The sequence below is a fragment of the Streptomyces sp. LS-MS-L19 genome (genome assembly GCF_058382285.1).
In genome coordinates this window covers 9,897,572-9,912,798 of sequence record NZ_JBYCLL010000001.1, presented here as the reverse complement: position 1 = coordinate 9,912,798, position 15,227 = coordinate 9,897,572, and the positions used below count along the sequence as shown (strand labels likewise).

Annotated in this window: 12 protein-coding genes and 4 pseudogenes; 6 read left to right on the top strand and 10 right to left on the bottom strand. The window is 69.9% G+C overall.

Annotated features, from left to right (window positions below):
- The coding region (locus tag AC2XR2_RS44355) for a hypothetical protein (protein WP_491518376.1) at window positions 1-216 on the bottom strand (216 nt) is incomplete at its 3' end.
- Window positions 217-756: 540 nt separating this feature from the next.
- Complete coding sequence (locus tag AC2XR2_RS44350) at window positions 757-912, bottom strand: DUF8636 domain-containing protein (protein ID WP_491518375.1); 156 nt, start codon at window positions 910-912, stop codon at window positions 757-759.
- Between the two features lie 198 nt (window positions 913-1,110).
- Here AC2XR2_RS44350 and tap point away from each other — a divergent pair.
- Together tap and tpg are read left to right on the top strand one after the other, a co-directional pair.
- Window positions 1,111-3,211, top strand: a pseudogene (gene tap / locus AC2XR2_RS44345) (telomere-associated protein Tap).
- 5 nt (window positions 3,212-3,216) lie between these two features.
- On the top strand, window positions 3,217-3,777 hold the full coding sequence (tpg, locus tag AC2XR2_RS44340) for a telomere-protecting terminal protein Tpg (protein WP_491513792.1): 561 nt from the start codon (window positions 3,217-3,219) through the stop codon (window positions 3,775-3,777).
- Between the two features lie 136 nt (window positions 3,778-3,913).
- Here the strand turns inward: tpg and AC2XR2_RS44335 are convergent.
- Together AC2XR2_RS44335 and AC2XR2_RS44330 are read right to left on the bottom strand one after the other, a co-directional pair.
- Window positions 3,914-4,460 (bottom strand): annotated as a pseudogene (locus tag AC2XR2_RS44335) (aminotransferase class I/II-fold pyridoxal phosphate-dependent enzyme); the annotation flags it as partial.
- A gap of 368 nt (window positions 4,461-4,828) precedes the next feature.
- The gene (locus tag AC2XR2_RS44330) at window positions 4,829-5,428 is read right to left on the bottom strand and encodes a DUF308 domain-containing protein (protein WP_491513793.1); all 600 of its coding nucleotides are present in this window, start codon (window positions 5,426-5,428) and stop codon (window positions 4,829-4,831) included.
- 209 nt (window positions 5,429-5,637) lie between these two features.
- On the opposite strand from AC2XR2_RS44330, the gene AC2XR2_RS44325 reads away from it, so the two are divergent.
- Entirely contained in the window at window positions 5,638-6,822 is a 1,185-nt protein-coding gene (locus AC2XR2_RS44325) for a sensor histidine kinase (RefSeq protein ID WP_491513794.1), read from the top strand.
- Window positions 6,819-7,478 carry a response regulator transcription factor gene (locus AC2XR2_RS44320; RefSeq protein WP_491513795.1) on the top strand — a complete coding sequence of 220 codons (660 nt, stop codon included), beginning with the start codon at window positions 6,819-6,821 and terminating at the stop codon, window positions 7,476-7,478. The genes AC2XR2_RS44325 and AC2XR2_RS44320 overlap by 4 nt, the downstream gene beginning before the upstream one ends.
- Window positions 7,479-7,581: 103 nt before the next feature.
- On the opposite strand, the pseudogene AC2XR2_RS44315 reads toward AC2XR2_RS44320, so the two are convergent.
- Window positions 7,582-7,683, bottom strand: a pseudogene (locus tag AC2XR2_RS44315) (IS982 family transposase); the annotation flags it as partial.
- A gap of 28 nt (window positions 7,684-7,711) precedes the next feature.
- The gene (locus AC2XR2_RS44310; protein ID WP_491518374.1) at window positions 7,712-8,119 is read right to left on the bottom strand and encodes a winged helix-turn-helix transcriptional regulator; all 408 of its coding nucleotides are present in this window, start codon (window positions 8,117-8,119) and stop codon (window positions 7,712-7,714) included.
- Between the two features lie 63 nt (window positions 8,120-8,182).
- On the opposite strand from AC2XR2_RS44310, the gene AC2XR2_RS44305 reads away from it, so the two are divergent.
- Window positions 8,183-9,049 carry an NmrA family NAD(P)-binding protein gene (locus AC2XR2_RS44305; RefSeq protein WP_491518373.1) on the top strand — a complete coding sequence of 289 codons (867 nt, stop codon included), beginning with the start codon at window positions 8,183-8,185 and terminating at the stop codon, window positions 9,047-9,049.
- A gap of 106 nt (window positions 9,050-9,155) precedes the next feature.
- On the opposite strand, the pseudogene AC2XR2_RS44300 reads toward AC2XR2_RS44305, so the two are convergent.
- The 3 genes and pseudogenes from AC2XR2_RS44300 to AC2XR2_RS44290 form a co-directional block, all read right to left on the bottom strand.
- A pseudogene (locus tag AC2XR2_RS44300) lies at window positions 9,156-9,575 on the bottom strand (PAS sensor protein); the annotation flags it as partial.
- Window positions 9,576-10,242: 667 nt separating this feature from the next.
- Window positions 10,243-10,659: a cupin domain-containing protein gene (locus tag AC2XR2_RS44295; protein ID WP_381303649.1), complete on the bottom strand. Its 417-nt coding sequence runs from the start codon at window positions 10,657-10,659 to the stop codon at window positions 10,243-10,245.
- Between the two features lie 31 nt (window positions 10,660-10,690).
- Window positions 10,691-11,341, bottom strand: a complete 651-nt coding sequence (locus tag AC2XR2_RS44290) for a TetR/AcrR family transcriptional regulator (RefSeq protein WP_381303647.1) — start codon at window positions 11,339-11,341, stop codon at window positions 10,691-10,693.
- Window positions 11,342-11,458: 117 nt separating this feature from the next.
- On the opposite strand from AC2XR2_RS44290, the gene AC2XR2_RS44285 reads away from it, so the two are divergent.
- Window positions 11,459-14,242 (top strand): FAD-binding and (Fe-S)-binding domain-containing protein, encoded by a 2,784-nt coding sequence (locus tag AC2XR2_RS44285; protein ID WP_491518372.1) that lies wholly within the window; start codon window positions 11,459-11,461, stop codon window positions 14,240-14,242.
- A gap of 66 nt (window positions 14,243-14,308) precedes the next feature.
- Here AC2XR2_RS44285 and AC2XR2_RS44280 read toward each other — a convergent pair whose 3' ends face one another.
- Window positions 14,309-15,196, bottom strand: coding sequence for a fumarylacetoacetate hydrolase family protein (locus AC2XR2_RS44280; RefSeq protein WP_491518371.1), 888 nt, complete (start codon window positions 15,194-15,196; stop codon window positions 14,309-14,311).
- Between the last annotated feature and the right edge of the window lie 31 nt (window positions 15,197-15,227).

Sequence of the window (15,227 nt, the reverse complement as noted above, 5' to 3'; positions counted from 1 at the left end):
CAACTCCCAGTCGGAATCATCCGGCCAGGGTGAGGCGACGACGAGCCGACCGCTCGGCACCCGGATCGGGCTTACCTCCGTCACCTCGACGACGTACACGGCTCTCGCCGGATCCTCGGCATGCGTGCCCACCTGCGCCCCCAGTGTGAACACCACCTCCAAGTACCGGCTCTCTTCCGGACCTGCCGCCAAACGTTCATCTGCCGTATATCCCATGGCCGAACCGTAGAGGGCCCCACTGACAGAGCCCCACGTCCCGGCACCGCCAGTGAGACCGAGGTGCTGCCCCGGGCTCACCGTCCACAGCATGGACATCGGGAAATGGCTGGCCAAGCAGCGCAAGCCGGAGGTCTGGCCGGCCCTTCACGACGGGCAGCGCGAACGCTTGCAGCAGCTCGGCATCACGCCGATCGCCCCGGAGCCGAAGATGCTGGCGAAACCGTCCACGGCGCCTCTGAGCGCCTTCGAGCGCGGCGTTGCGGCCCTTACGCAGTACAAGACCCGCACGGGCTACGTGAGCCGTCCCGCGGGGGCACGGAGAGCAGCTCGAGGACGGCGCCGAAGTCCGCCTCGGCGTGTGACGCAGCAACATGCGCAGCCGACAAGACTCGCTGCCCGATACACGCCGCCAGCTGCTCACGGACCTCGGCCTGTTCGACTGAGGGTCGGATCAGTGGCTGGTCAACGCGCCGCACGCGGCCTTCAGGCGCTGCTGAACGGAATTCGGCTGGTGTGCTCTGCCTCGTGCCGCTTTGCTCAGGAAACCGGCTCGGGGACCTCCCCCGGCCTGACCGGCACGATCTCGACACGGGTACAGCCCACGGCCTTGAGTTCGGTGCGGCGACGCTTCGCGAACCATCTGTCGTACCTGCCCGGCCGACGCCTGCGGGGCGCCGTCCGGGGTCGGTCCACAGCAGGCCGTAGTTCTGCATCACGCTGGTCATGGAGATCACTCCTCCCCTCCCCCGACGAACGTAAGCACCGCGCGAAGCGCACGGTGGACCCACTTGATCGCACTGGACGCGCTGGGGCTGAAATGGGTCCTTGGGGATATCCAATGGGATAAGTTTGTGGTTAAGCAATACCGGTCCTGACGTGAAGGTGCAGGCAATGGCATCTGAGGAAGAGCTCTTCGCGTCCGTCGACGCTCTGCTGAACGAGGAGCCGCACCTCCGCCTCCGGCGGAGCGGGCCCGGCTGCGTGAGGCTGCCGGTATCACGCAGGCCCGTCTTGCCGCCGCGCTGGAGACCACGACCCAGTCGGTGAAGAACTGGGAGAACGGCCGCAGCGAGCCGAAGTCGCCGCGTCTGGACGCCTACCAGCGGCTGCTGAACGGGTGGGCGGCGAAGTATCCCGCCCCCGGCGCAGCCCCGGCGGTCTCGGCTGTCGCGACAGCACCGGCGGCGTCTGCTGAACCGGCCGCGTCCGAGGCGGCGAGGGCAGACGCCCCGCAGCCTGTCGACGTTCCAGGTGCGGGGCCGACGCATCCCGCCATCCGACCCGCTGCGGCATCGCGGCGCCCGGCCTCTGCGAGGTCTGCAGCCGATCCGCGGTTCCCGCACGGGCCGCTCGCGGTGCTGGGCGGTGACGGCTGTGCGTACGGCGTCGACGGGATCGTGCTCGACTGCCCGGCGGCCACCGTGGTGGAGCTGGTGGAGTGGACGCTGCGCGCCTCCGGGCTCGGTGCGCCGCGTCTGCACCGCAACGGCAAGGACAGCGACCCGCTGATCGTGCTCACCGCGGCGGCCGCCGTGAAGCTCGGGCTTCCGGAGCGCCTGGAGGGGCATGAGCAGCGCCGCTCCCTTCGGCTGCCGGAGGATCATCCGGTGGTCCAGCAGGTGGCGCGGGCGAAGTGGCGGCTCACCCAGCGCGGGTTCGGGCCGTGGGCACGGATCTACCGCAAAATTCAGGGGCGTGAGCGGCAGTGCGTGCAGCTGGCGGTCCTGTCCTGGGACGCTTTGGACCCTCGGTCGTGGCCCGGGGTGGCGGAGATGGAGCCGGCTGCCATCGCGCGTGTCCTGGGCGTGTACGCCCAGCGGGTCATCACCCCGCACCGGTCGACGGCCGTGTCCGGGCTGGAGCTGATGACGGCGCTGCGGCCGCCCACCCGTGCGGTGCAGGACCCGCAGACGGGGAACTGGGTGCCCGGCCACAATCCCGGCTCGCTGGGGGTGGAGCCGGTGGACCCGGCGCCGCCGGAGGCCACCCCCGAACACCCCGTGGTCGTCGACAGCGGCTGGAGCGGCGGGTTCCTGAACGAGGAGGCGTATCAGTGGGTGCGCGATGTCAGCCTGCTGAGCGATGAGGAGTGCACGCTGCCGTACGCGGTGGGCCTGGACCTGAACACCGCGTTCCTTGCCGCCGCGGCCCGTGTGGTGGTCGGCCTGAGCACCCCCGATCACTTCGTCGAGCCCGGTATTCAACCCGAAGATCCCCGGTTCCTGGCTGGTCGATCTGTCCCACGTCGAGGTCGACCCGCGGCTGCCCTGCCCGTTCACCCCGGACGGCACCCGGCCGACCGGCCCTGCCTGGTACCAGACCCACACCCGTCGCCTACGCGCAGGAACTCGGCTACAACGTCGCTCCGTTGGAGGGGTATCTGCGCCGGGAGAGCGGCGCGTACCTGGATCCGTGGCACGACCGCCTCAAGGCTGCCTACGTCGACACCCTCGCCGACCTCGGCGTCACCCGGGAGCTCACGGACGTGGAGTTCCTGGCGGCGATGGAGCGGCACAAGGACGCCGACCCGGCGATGGCGGCGGTGCTGGCGGCGATCAAGGCGACGGTGAAGGGCGGCATCGGCAAGCTCCGCGAACACCCGCAGGGCAGGAAGTACAAGGAGGGCGAGCGGTGGCCGGCCCTTCAGCGGCCGACCTGGCGCCCCGACATCCGCGCCGCCGTCATCTCCAAAGCGCGCATCAACATGCACCGCAAACTGCGCAACATGGCGGCGATGACCGGCCTGTATCCGCTGGCCGTGCTCTCCGACTGCGTCGTCTACCCCTCCCCCGGCGACTCGCCGCTGGACTTCCTGCCCTATGCCGCGTCCGGCAAGCCGCAGCCGGGTGGGTTCCGTCTCGGGCCCACGCCGGGGCTGGCGAAGCTGGAGGGCGTGCAGTCGATGCTGTGGGCGGTCGACCTCATGGAGCAGGGCTACAACCCCGCCCGCCACATCAAGGGCGGCGACGCCGTCCTGGACGAAGGAGAGTAGGCGCTGTGGCCGGAGAGATCGACGACGCCATCGAGCGTGCCGACCGGGAAGGGTTCACCCGCCGGCCGCCCAAAACCCTCAAAGGGCAGATCGGCTACCTGATCCGGCAGCTGGGCAGCGCCAAAGCGGTCGCCCGCGAGATCGGCGTCACCGCCGACTCCGTCAACCGCTACCGGCGCGGCGCCCGCAAACACGCCCGCCCCGACATCGCCGCCAGGATCGAGGACGCCGTACGCAAGCGGTGGCAGCCCCAGGTCCGTAAACGCCGGCAGAAGCAGGCCGCCACCACCGGCGGGATCACCGTCGAGACACGGGCCCGCTTCGGGTACACCGCGCCTGTCGGGACGACCGACGACGGACGCTTTCGCCGCCTGACCGTCCATCTCCCCCCGGCCTATGCGCAGCGGCTGTTCGACGCCCGCCGCACCGGGGCCGGCGACCAGCAGATGCGCCAGATCATCGCCGAAGGACTCAAAGACATCTACTTCCAGGACAACGGAAACCGCGCTTTGGGGCTCTCCGACGTCACCCTCAACGACATCGACTACCTCGACCTCGACTACTGAACTTCACGCCGGACGGCAAGCCCGGCACCTGCTCGTTGTGGCTCGGCGCTCTACTTGGCGGATGGGCGGTTGAGTCGGCGAACTGAAGCACTCGGGCGTGGGGACGCCTGGCAAGCTGAAGCGCTCAGTTCGCCGACTCAACCAGCCCCCAGAACGGGCCCCCGCGCCGCACCGCGAAACCGAGGCCGCGCAGATGCCGTCGCACGACCGCAGCCGGGCAGCCGTACGACGACGAAGAAACCCTCCGCGGGCCCGGTCACCCGCAGCCCGCCCGGGGCGAACTCCCGCAGCCCGGCGACAGGATGGGCCCGGCCGGCGGTGACGCGGTGGGCCGCGTGGGCGGCCTTGGCCAGGGCCCGCGGCTCCATGCAGGCCGCGGCCGCGGCGAGGGCCGGGGTGGAGACCGGCCACAGGGGCTGGGCCCGCTCCAGGTCCGCGATCGTCTCCGGGGCGGCGAGGACGTAACCGATCCTCAGACCGGCCAGCCCCCAGGTCTTCGTCAGGCTGCGCAGGACAACCGGACCGGGCACGTCCGTGCGCCCGGCCAGCGCCACGCGCTCGCCCGGCACCGCGTCCAGGAACACCTCGTCCACCACCAACGTCCGCCCCGGACGCGCCAGTTCGGCGATCGCGGCGGCCAGGTGCAGGACCGACGTGGGGTTGGCCGGGTTGCCGACGACCACCGCGCCAACAGCCACCACCCGGAGGCGACATCCGGGCGCTCACCCCGGCCCCGGCCCCCACGCCGGACCGCCTCACGGAGACGCCGTGAGGCGGTCCTCTCCGCGCAACCGGTCGAACCGGAACGGCCGCAGTACCTGCGGCCGGTCGCCGGTGAGGATGTACTGGGCGAGCCGGCGGCCGGTGGCGGATGCGACTGGCTGAGAGTGCGGTCGCGACTGCGGCGGTGGTTTTGCCGGGTGGGCTCTGGCGAGCCTCGTGCTTCCGTTGTTCAGCTGAAGGCCGGTGGTGATGTCTCTCCCCAGGAGGTCGTACTTCTGGTGAAGGCGCCGCGCCTCCGGGACAGGCGGTGGCGGCGACGTGGCGGTGGTCAACGCTTTTCGCGTCGGCTGCGCAGGCTCAGGGCGATGACAGAGACAAGGAACCAGAAGGCACCGAAGGCTGAGTATCCGGCGAGGGTGGACAGGCTGCTCGTCGCCGAGGCGGACATGGCAGCGATGGTGGCACCGGCGAGGACGGACTGTCCGCCGCTGATGACCATGGGCCACTGGGCGCCGACGGTGCGCCGGCGTCGGACCGCTACGACAAGCTGGATCGCTCCAGAAAACAGGGCCCAGACGCCGAACACGAGAAGGGCCGCACCGATGGTGGAGAAGACAGCGATGATCATTGCGAGGGTGGTGGCGAGACCGAGAGCCATGTTGATGCTACGGACGCGGTCCGTGCAGCCGGTGCCGGCCCGGCGACGCTCGATGAGCGTGGCGAGGGCGTCCCACAGGGGGTAGACGATGAGCAGCACGGCCGCGATCACTGTGGGCCTGTCCGTCGAGACGAGCGAGGCGCAGGTCGTGAAGACCAGTGCCACCCAGATCAGGGAGAAGACGACGCGGATCAGGTGGAGCGATCGGAGCCCGGAGGGCGTCGTAGCGGCCGTCGTCGAAGCTGCCGGAGTTACGGTGGTCTGAGTCATGGGGTGTCCCGTTGTGATCGTGACGGTGTGAGACGGTCGCCTCGAGGAGGAGTCTCAGCGGCCTCGGGCGGGGCCGTGTACTTCGAACGAAGTAGTTCTGCCATCCACTTCGAGGGACTGAGTTCTGCCGTCTTCATCGACCGAAGCAGCCTCGCCGTCTACATCGTTCGAAGTACACGGCCACAGCACACGTGAACGAGAATCAGCTCATGGCCAAGGCGCACAACAGTCAGGACGGGCCCGCGGCACCGCTGTGGGTCCGCCGTCCCGAGGTGCTGCACCGAGTCGCCTCTTCAGTGGCCGCGCTGGTGTTCACCGGTCAGATCGTGGCCGTGATACTGAGGGGCTCGGACTGGCCGACAGCCCTCTCCGTGCTCCTCGCCGGCGGCGGTGTCGCCCTCTCGTGGTGGAAGCCGTGGGCAGGACTGGTCGTGACGAGCGCGGCGTCCTTCGCCGTCACAGCGGTGGGCCACGACCCCCTGTCGGTGTGGATGATGGCGGTGCTCGTCCTGTTCTCGGCCACCCTCAAGGGGAAGCAGCCGCTGGCCGCAACCGGCATCGTGGCGGCGTTCTTCCTGGGAGCGTTCATGACGGTGGGCGGCTTTCGTGGCGGCGCGGTCGTGGGAGCCGCCGCCCTCTTCTCAGCCATGGCCGGAGGTGCGACAGGGGCCGCGCTCCGCATCCACCGAGACCACTGGTGGACCCTGGAGGAACGGGCCGAAAGCGCCATCGCCACCCGCGAGATGGAAGCCACCCGACGAGTGACCGAAGAACGGCTGCGCATCGCCCGGGACCTCCACGACGTCATCGGCCACCAGATCGCGATGCTGAGCCTGCACCTCGGTGCCGCGGAAATCGGACTGCCCGACGACGCCGAGTCCTCCCGGCAGGCCCTCGTATCGGCCCGGTCCAGCGCCCGCACCGTCGTCGTCGAGACGCAACGCATCCTCGCGCTCCTCCGCCTCGGGGACGACGCCGGTGGCGACGAGGCGCTCCGCCCGACCCCGGCGCTCAGCGGTCTAAAAGGACTCGTCGCCTCCTTCGAAAGCGTCGGCCTGGACATCCGGGCCTCCATCGATCCCCCCGCCGGCTTCGTGGAGCCCAGCGTCGGTGTGACGGTCTACCGGGTCGTGCAGGAAGCACTCACGAATGCCTACCGGCATGGAGAGGGGACGGCAACGGTGGAGGTGCGCGAGCGCGACGGCAGGATCTGCGTCACCGTGGAGAACCGCGTCGGTCATTCACCCCGCGGCTCCGACCCGGGCAGCGGACTCGGACTCGTGGGGATGCGCGAACGCGTCGAGTCCTCCAGCGGACGGCTGATGATCGACACTCACGACGGGCGATTCCGGGTCCATGCAAAGTTCAGCCCCCTGGGAACGGCCGTCCGATGACACGGATTCTGATCGTCGACGACCAGGACGACATCAGGGCCGGGATCCGGGCGATGCTTTGGCTCGACCCGGCTCTCGTTGTCGCGGGTGATCTCTCCGACGGGCTTCAGGTCGTCCCCTTCCTCCGGGACCACCCCGTCGACCTGGTCCTGATGGACATCCGCATGCCCGGCATCGACGGCGTCGAAGCCACCCGCCGGATCCGCGAGGAGCACCCGCCCGACAAGACGCGAGTGATCGTGCTGACCACTTTCGACCAGGACGACATCGTTCTCGCCGCCCTGCGCGCGGGCGCCAACGGATTCCTCAGCAAGACCATAAGCCCCGCTGAACTCGTCGCCGGAATCACCGAGGTCATAGGTGGTGGCGGTACGCTGTCCGCCGCCGCGACGGCCGCCCTCATCGGCCACATGACCGACAGTCCGCCCCCGGTGATCGACCGGGAACTGCTGCGACGCTTCGACGCCCTGACCCCCAGAGAGCGGGATGTGGTCGTTCACGTGGCAAGCGGACTCGGCAACGACGAGATCGCGGCCCTGATGTCCGTGTCACCGTTCACCGTGAAGACACATGCGGTACGGGCCATGACAAAGGTCGGCGCACGTGACCGAGCGCAACTCGTCTCCTACACCTTCCGGGCCGGCCTCTACCCCTGAACGAGCCTGCCGAACACAACCCCCAAAAAAGGTGGCCGCCGCAGCGATCCGAGCAGCCCGGGGGGCGAGAGGGCGTGGACACGTTCACGGACCTGTACCTGCGGAGCAGGGCTTGCGCCACGGCAAGGCCGACGAGCTCAAAGTCGCTCAGCAGTGGCGGCCGTCCCATCCACCGGGTCCCTCCTGTCTCGTCGTCGATCTTCACGCGGTCAAGAGGGCGGTCTGGTCCTGCGTCACAACACGCTCTTGAGCGCCGTCTCTTCAAGCTCGCGCACCGGCCCGACATCGGACTCATTCGTCTGGGATCCCGCGGCCGCGGGCTCACCGTCAGGGACGGTCACGGCCCAGGCAGCCATGGTGTCGAGGACGGCGCGCAATCCTTCACCGAGCGGCGTGAGCCGGTACTCGACCCGCGGCGGGATCTCCGCGTAGGCGGTGCGCGTGACGATGCCGTGCCTCTCGAACTGGCGCAGCCGACTGGTCAGGGTGTGCGGGCTGATGCCGGGCAGGGCCTCGCGCAACTGCGTGAAGCGATGGGGTCCACGCAGCAGTTCGCGCACGATGAGGGTGGCCCACGGCCCGTCGAGGAGCGTGATGAAGCGCGCGACGCCGCACTCGGGCAGCCTGGATTCAGTGGACATTTTTTGATCGTAGCCCATTAGTGCAGTTGATGTAACCGATGCATCGCATGCACTAATGGCTGCATGACCTACATGATTCATGGCGCCACCGGCGCCCAGGGTGCCCCTGTGGCCGCAGCCCTCATCGCCGCGGGCAAGCCTGTGACCGCACTGACCCGCAACGCGGATGCCGTTGTGGACGGTGCCCGTGTGCTGGCTGTCGACTATTCCTCCGCCGCGGATCTGGCCGAGGCCTACCGCGGTGCGGAGGGGGTGTTCGTCCACCTGCCGGTGGCTCCGCAGGAGGACTGCCTGGCCTTCGCACGCAACATCGTGGCCGCCGTCCGCCAGGCCCGGCCCGCCCGCGTGGTGTTCTCCACCAGCGGCGGCCTGGCAAGCACCGACGGCGACGGCGGTCGGGACGACTCGGCTCAGAGCGCCGTCTCCGTGGTCGTCACCGGGCTGGCGGACAGCGGTATCTCCTACGCGGTGATCGAGCCCCGGTTCTACCTGGAGAACCTGCTGCTGCCGAACGTGATCGCGGGCGTGCGCGAGGAGGGCGTACTGCGCTACTCGCTGCCCAGCGGCTTCCGCGCCTCGTGGGCCTCGCACCTGGACATCGCCGACGTCGCCACCGTCCTGTTCGAACGCACGGACGTCACCGGCGTCGTCTCCGTCGGCCAGTACCCGGCCGTCAGCGGACAGGAGCTGGCCGACGCGTTCAGCACCCGGCTCGGCCGGACCGTCACCTACTCGGCGACCGACCCCCACGCCTTCTTCGCGCCGCTCGCACCCATGCTGGGCGAACAGGCCGCAGCCGCCATCGCGGACATGTACGTGGCCGTCAGCACACAGCCGGACCACTCGATCACGGCCGAGCGCTCCGCCCAGAAACTCCTCGGTGTGACACCCCGCACTCCGAGCCAATGGCTAGCCGGCATCGATCTCTGAAGCCCGGCGGGTAGAACGGGAAGCCGAGGCAACCGGTGAATGATCACAGACCTGCCCGCCTCGACACAGTGACCCGCCCGCTACCAGGAGGACGTGGCCGGGCGGGTCAGGAGCGACCGGGCAAGACCAGTTCAAAGGTTTCTGCCCAGATGGCCTTGCCCTGGGTGCTCGGGCGCGTGCCCCGGTGTTGCGTCAGCTGGGCGACGAGGAGCAGGCCACGGCCGCCCTCGCCCTAGGTCCGAGCACGGCGCAAGTGCGCAGCGGTGCAACTGCCGCCGAAGACCTCGCAGATGAGGCTGTCGTAGATCAGACAGAGATGGATCAGAGGTCGGCGGTGCCGGGTGGCGTTGGTGACGAGTTCGCTGCCAACCAGCTCGGTGACGAAGGCGGCGTCCTCCAGCCCCCAGTCCACGACCTGTAGCACCGCGTTCCTGCGGGTCTGGGCTACGGCGGAGGGGTCGGTGGGGATCTCCCACGTGGCGATCTGGGAGATCCCCAGCGCACGGGTGCGGGCGAGGAGCGCCGCAGGTAATCGCCGACCGATTCAACGAACCAGGGAGCACGAGCCCGTCCGCGCCGAACCCGGATGAACAGGCTGCCCGCGACGCTCGCCGACGCCCTCACTTCCCAGGAGGTTCCGCAGGCTGTCCGTGCTCGTCCGCCCGGAGGCGGCCCCTCCGTACCGTGGGCGGCTGATGCGCCGGGTGTGTCCGCCAGGTGCGCGGCGATCCCCCCACCACCGAGCCGCAGAAGCGATCGCTGTGCCTCATCCGGCTCGCGATCCTCCGGGATCACGGAGAGCACACCCATCGGTCCGGCGGCCCCAGGACCGGCACCGATGCCATGCCGCCCCCCCCTGTGCCCGGGCCGTCCCCTGGCACCCACGCACAGCCACCGCGCCGTACGGCGAGCGACGGCGCCGACTCCTCCCTCGTCGGAAAGACTCGCCAACCCCTCTGTGCTCCCGGTCGGCGACCCGCTGGCCGCGATCAGGCGCAACCAACGATCATCAGCGCCGCACCAGTGCAGAACAGCAGCCTGGCCATTCAGGCATTCGTCGCCCGGCGTCCGTCGAGCAGCCCGAGGGCGGCCGGCCCGAACGCCCCCGTGCAGACGCACTTCTCCGTCCGAAGTCCCGAGCAGAGGGCAGAGGGCAGAGGGCAGAGGGCGAGCATCTGGTGCGGCGCGGCGTTCTACGAGGCCGATCCGCCGCCGCTTTCCTCCGCCGCGCCGGTTTCCCCGGCCGACGGCTCCCAGCGCGTGAAGGCGTGCACGCGGCTTTCCAGCCCCTGGGGATTCGGCCCGTAGACGGCGACCATGCGGGCGTACTCCGGCGCCCAGTAGCGGCCGACGCTCCCGGCCGGTACCCGCACGACGTCACCCGCCACAGCCTCGACGGTCTCACCGTCGCACGCGACGAACAGGCGGCCCTCCAGGACGTAGTTGAACTCGTCGTGCGGATGCTCGTCCGTCCAGGACTCGCCCCGGAGTTCCCACTCCATGAGGGCGACTCCCTGACGCGGCCCCTCCCCCGGCGCCACGAAGGCGTGACCCTTCGGCCGCCCTTCCCGGCGGACGAGTGGACTGGCCGGGTATCTCTGCGGTGCCATCGTTCGCCCCTTCGGTCCTTCTCAGCCCTTCTCAGCCCTTCGCCAGCTCCAGCAGAGCGAGGGTCGCGCTGTTCGCCTTCTCCGCCAGCGGTGCGAGTGAGCGCCGCTTGCCGTCCCACATGGCCCAGCGGTTCGCACCCTCGAGGACCGTCATCACGAGCTTGACCTGCTGGACAGACGGCCCGAAGCCCATGTCCTCCGCCGCGGCCCGGTAGAGCGCCTCGTACAGGTCGACCCAGGCGTCGACCTCCTGGCGGAGCGCCGGTGCGAGGAAGTGGACGACCTGGTCGGTAGCCACCAGCAGATCCCACAGGTTGCTCTCGGGAAGCTCGATCTGCCGCGTCAAATGCACACGCACCATCCGGCGCCAGCCCTCCCTGGGGTCGGCGACGCCGCGCACCTCGTCGAGCAGGGCGATGCCGAACTTGTAGAAGTGCCAGCGGAGGGACTCGGCGACGATCTCGTCGCGGCCGTCCGGGAAGTGGTTGTACAGGCTCGGCGCCTTGATCGACATCTCCTTGGCGATCATCCGCATGGTGACCGAGTTGAACCCGTTCTCGGTGGCCAGCCGGAGGAACGCCTCCAGGATCGCCCGGCGAGAGGCGCTCTGGCTGCTCCAGTCGAGTTCACTGAGGTGCTTGTCGAACTCCTCGACGGCGAGGGGCCACCGATCCTCGGTCACCGACTCCTCCTTGACCTGTGGACAACGCGGGAAACTACCTTACGTTAGTCAGTCTGCTCGGTCAGCCGCGAAGAACACCGCAGTAGCGAAACTACCGTACGTTAGTTAGCCTGAGGTATGCCCGCTCAGACACACCTCGCCGCCGCTCTTCAAGCCGCCGGAGTCGAGTTCGACGACTCGCCGCTGACCCGAGCCCTGTACTCGTCGGACGCGAGCCTGTACCGCGTCGTGCCGTCCGCAGTCGTGAAAGCGCGCGGCCAGGACGACGTCATCGCGGCCCATGAGGTGGCGCGTGAGCTGCGGATTCCGTTGACCATGCGCGGCGCGGGCACCAGCATCGCCGGCAATGCCGTCGGAAGCGGCATCGTCGTCGACACCCGCCGGTTCAACCGGGTGCTCGACATCGACCCGGTCGCGCGCACGGCGCGCGTGGAACCGGGGGTGGTGCACGCGGATCTGCAACGCGAGGCGGCCCTCCACGGTCTGCGGTTCGGACCGGACCCGTCCTCGCACAGCCGCTGCACGATCGGCGGAATGATCGGCAACAACGCCTGCGGGTCGCGGGCACTGGGCTACGGCCGGACGGTGGACAACGTCGAGTCGCTGCGCGTGCTGTACGGCAACGGCGAACTCGCCCTGGAACAGGGCGGCCTGGCCACCGGTGACACCGCGAAGCGGCTGGCGGCCGTCGGTGACGCCAACCTGGCTCAGCTGCGAACGGAGTTCGGCCGATTCGGCCGCCAGGTCAGCGGCTACGGCCTGGAGCACCTGCTGCCCGAGCGACGCCGCGTCGAACGGTTCCTGGTCGGCAGCGAGGGGTCACTGGCCACGGTCCTGGAGGCGACCGTCCGCCTCGTCGACGACCGGGTCGAGCGCAGGTTGCTGGTGCTCGGGTACCCGACGATGGCCGACGCGGCGGATGCGGTACCGGCGCTGCTCGCCGCGGCGCCCGGCCGTCTCGTCGCGTGCGAGGGCATGGACTCGCGCATCGTGGACCTGGTGCGCGCGAAGGGCTCCGCGGTGCCCGAACTGCCGCGCGGAAACGGCTGGTTGTTCGCCGAGGTGGCGGGCGAGGACGCGGCGGATGCCGTACGACGACTCGTCGCCACCGGCAGCGCGTTGGACACCCGGCTGGTCGACGACCCCCGGGAGGCGGCCGCGTTGTGGCGCATCCGTGAGGACGGCGCCGGGCTCGCGGGCCGGTCGCTGCCGACGCCGGCGTACGGCGGATGGGAGGACGCCGCCGTTCCGCCGGAGCACCTCGGTGCGTGGCTGCGCGACTTCGAGGAACTCCTGCGGGCGCACGGCCTCCAGGGCATTCCGTACGGGCATTTCGGCGACGGCTGCGTCCACTGCCGTATCGACTTCCCGTTCCGGCCCGGCAACCCGGCCTCGGCGGGAGTCTTTCGCGACTTCATGACCGCCTGCGCGACCCGGCTGCGCGACTACCGCGGCACCCTGTCGGGAGAGCACGGTGACGGCCGCGTCCGCGGTGCGCTGCTGCCGCTGATGTACGACGAGACGTCCCTCGCCCTGTTCCGGGAGGTGAAGGCGGTCTGCGACCCCGACGGCATCCTCAACCCCGGCATCATCGCCGAACCGGTCGCGATCACCGACGACCTGCGGCCGGTACGGCCCCAGGCGCCGGTGCGCTCCGGTCTGCGGCTGGTGCACGACTCCGGGGACCTCGGTGCCGCCCTGCACCGCTGCACCGGCGTCGGGAAGTGCGTGGCCCCGAGGACGGCGGGGGTGATGTGCCCGTCGTATCTCGCCACGAAGGACGAACGGGACTCGACCCGCGGACGTGCCCGGGTGTTGCAGGAGGCACTCGACGGTGGGCTCCTGCGAGGCGGTCTCGGGGAACCGGCCGTGGCCGACGCCCTCGACCTGTGCCTGGCGTGCAAGGGGTGTTCCAGCGACTGCCCCAGCGGCGTCGACATGGCCACGTACAAGAGTGAGGTGCTGCATCAGCGGCACGACGTCGGCGGGCTGCGCCGGCCGCGGTCGCACCTGTTCCTCGGGCAGCTCCCGAAATGGGCCCGGCTCACGGCGCCGCTGGCGCGACCGGCCAACCTGCTCCTGCGCGCCAGACCGTTCGCCGCTCTGGCCAAGCGGGCAGCCGGCATCGACCACCGGCGCTCCGTACCGGAGTTCGCCTCACCCACCCTGAGGAAGGCGACACGCGCTGCCCGCGCAGAAGACACCTCACCCGACGTGTGGATCTGGGCCGACTCCTTCACCGACCACTTCTTCCCGCAGTCCGGTCTGGCGGCGATCCGGTTCCTGGAGTCGCACGGCCTCACGGTCCGTGTCATCCGGGAGGACGCCTGCTGCGGCCTGACCTGGATCACGACCGGACAGCTCGACCGGGCGCGGACCATCGTCGACCGGACCGTGCGGACGCTCGCGCCCTACGTCCGCGGCGGGGCCCCTGTCATGGCGCTGGAGCCGTCCTGTCTCGCGTCGTTGCGCAGCGACGCGCGCGAGCTGTCCGACGCCGAGGAGACGGATCTGGTGGCGTCGGGGCTGCTCAGCTTCGCCGAGCTGGTCGAGCGCCTCGATCTGCCGCTGCCCGACCTGACCGGGGTCGAGGTGGTCGCACAGCCACACTGCCACCACAGCGCGGTCATCGGCTGGGACACCGACCAGCGGTTGTTGGAGAGGGCGGGCGCGACCGTGACCAAGGTGCGGGGCTGCTGCGGTCTGGCCGGCAACTTCGGTGTGGAGAAGGGGCATTACGAGGTGAGCGTCGCCGTCGCCGAGACGCACCTGCTGCCGGCGGTGAGCGCCCACGCGGACGCGGTTGTCCTGGCGGACGGCATGTCCTGCCGCGTCCAGCTCGACGACCTGGCGCAGGTGCCGACCCAGCACCTGGCCGAGCTGTTCGCGTCCCGCGTGTGAGCCCGGGAACGCGTCTGCGGAGCCGGCCCGAGGGCTCGGCTCCGCAGACGTGTGACGCGGGACGGGTCAGTGGATCTCGTTGCGCAGGGTGCCGACCTTCTCCAGGACGACCTCGACCTTGTCGCCGGGGCGCAGCCACAGGGGCGGATTCCGCTTGGCTCCGATGCCCTCGGGGGTGCCGGTGGCGATGACGTCGCCGGGGCTGAGGGTGAGGAACTGGCTGACGTAGGCGATGATCCTGGCGATCGGGAAGATCATGTTCTTGGTGTTGGAGCCTTGGACGCGGGTGCCGTTGACGAAGGTCTCGATGTCCAGGGTCTGGGGGTCACCGATCTCGTCCAGGGTGACGAGCGCCGGTCCGAGCGGTGTCGCCCGGTCCACCGCCTTGCCCGCGAGCCACTGGGTGCCGCGGTACTGGAGGTCGCGGGCGGTGATGTCGTTGAGGACGGACAGACCGGCCACGTACGACAGGGCGTCGCTCTCGTCCACGCGGGCGCACTCCCGGCCGATGACGACGGCCAGTTCGCCCTCGAAGTCGAGGTTGTCGGTGACGTCGGACCGGTCGATGGCGTCGTAGGGGCCGATCAGGCTGCTGGCGAACTTGGCGAACAGATCGGGGTGGGCCGGCAGGGCACGGCCGGTCTCGCCGACGTGGTCCGCGTAGTTCAGGCCCACGCACAGGACCTTGAGCGGGTCGGTGACCGGTGGCCCGAGCACCACGGAGTCGAGGCTTCCCACGGGGTCGAGGGCTCCGCCGTCGAGGATCGGACCGACAGCCGCGGCGATCTGGTCCAACTGGCCGCCGTGTGTCTGGAGGAAGGCGCGGACGGACGGCAGGTCCGGGGAGGTACGGCTGCCGGCGGCCCAGAGCGCGGAGTTGAGGTCGAACACCTGGTCGCCGTCGAGAAGGCCGGGCTTCCAGCCGGTACGGGATTCGTAGGTAACGAGCTTCACGTCATGTCCTTCGGGGGTGGGTCGTAGGGCG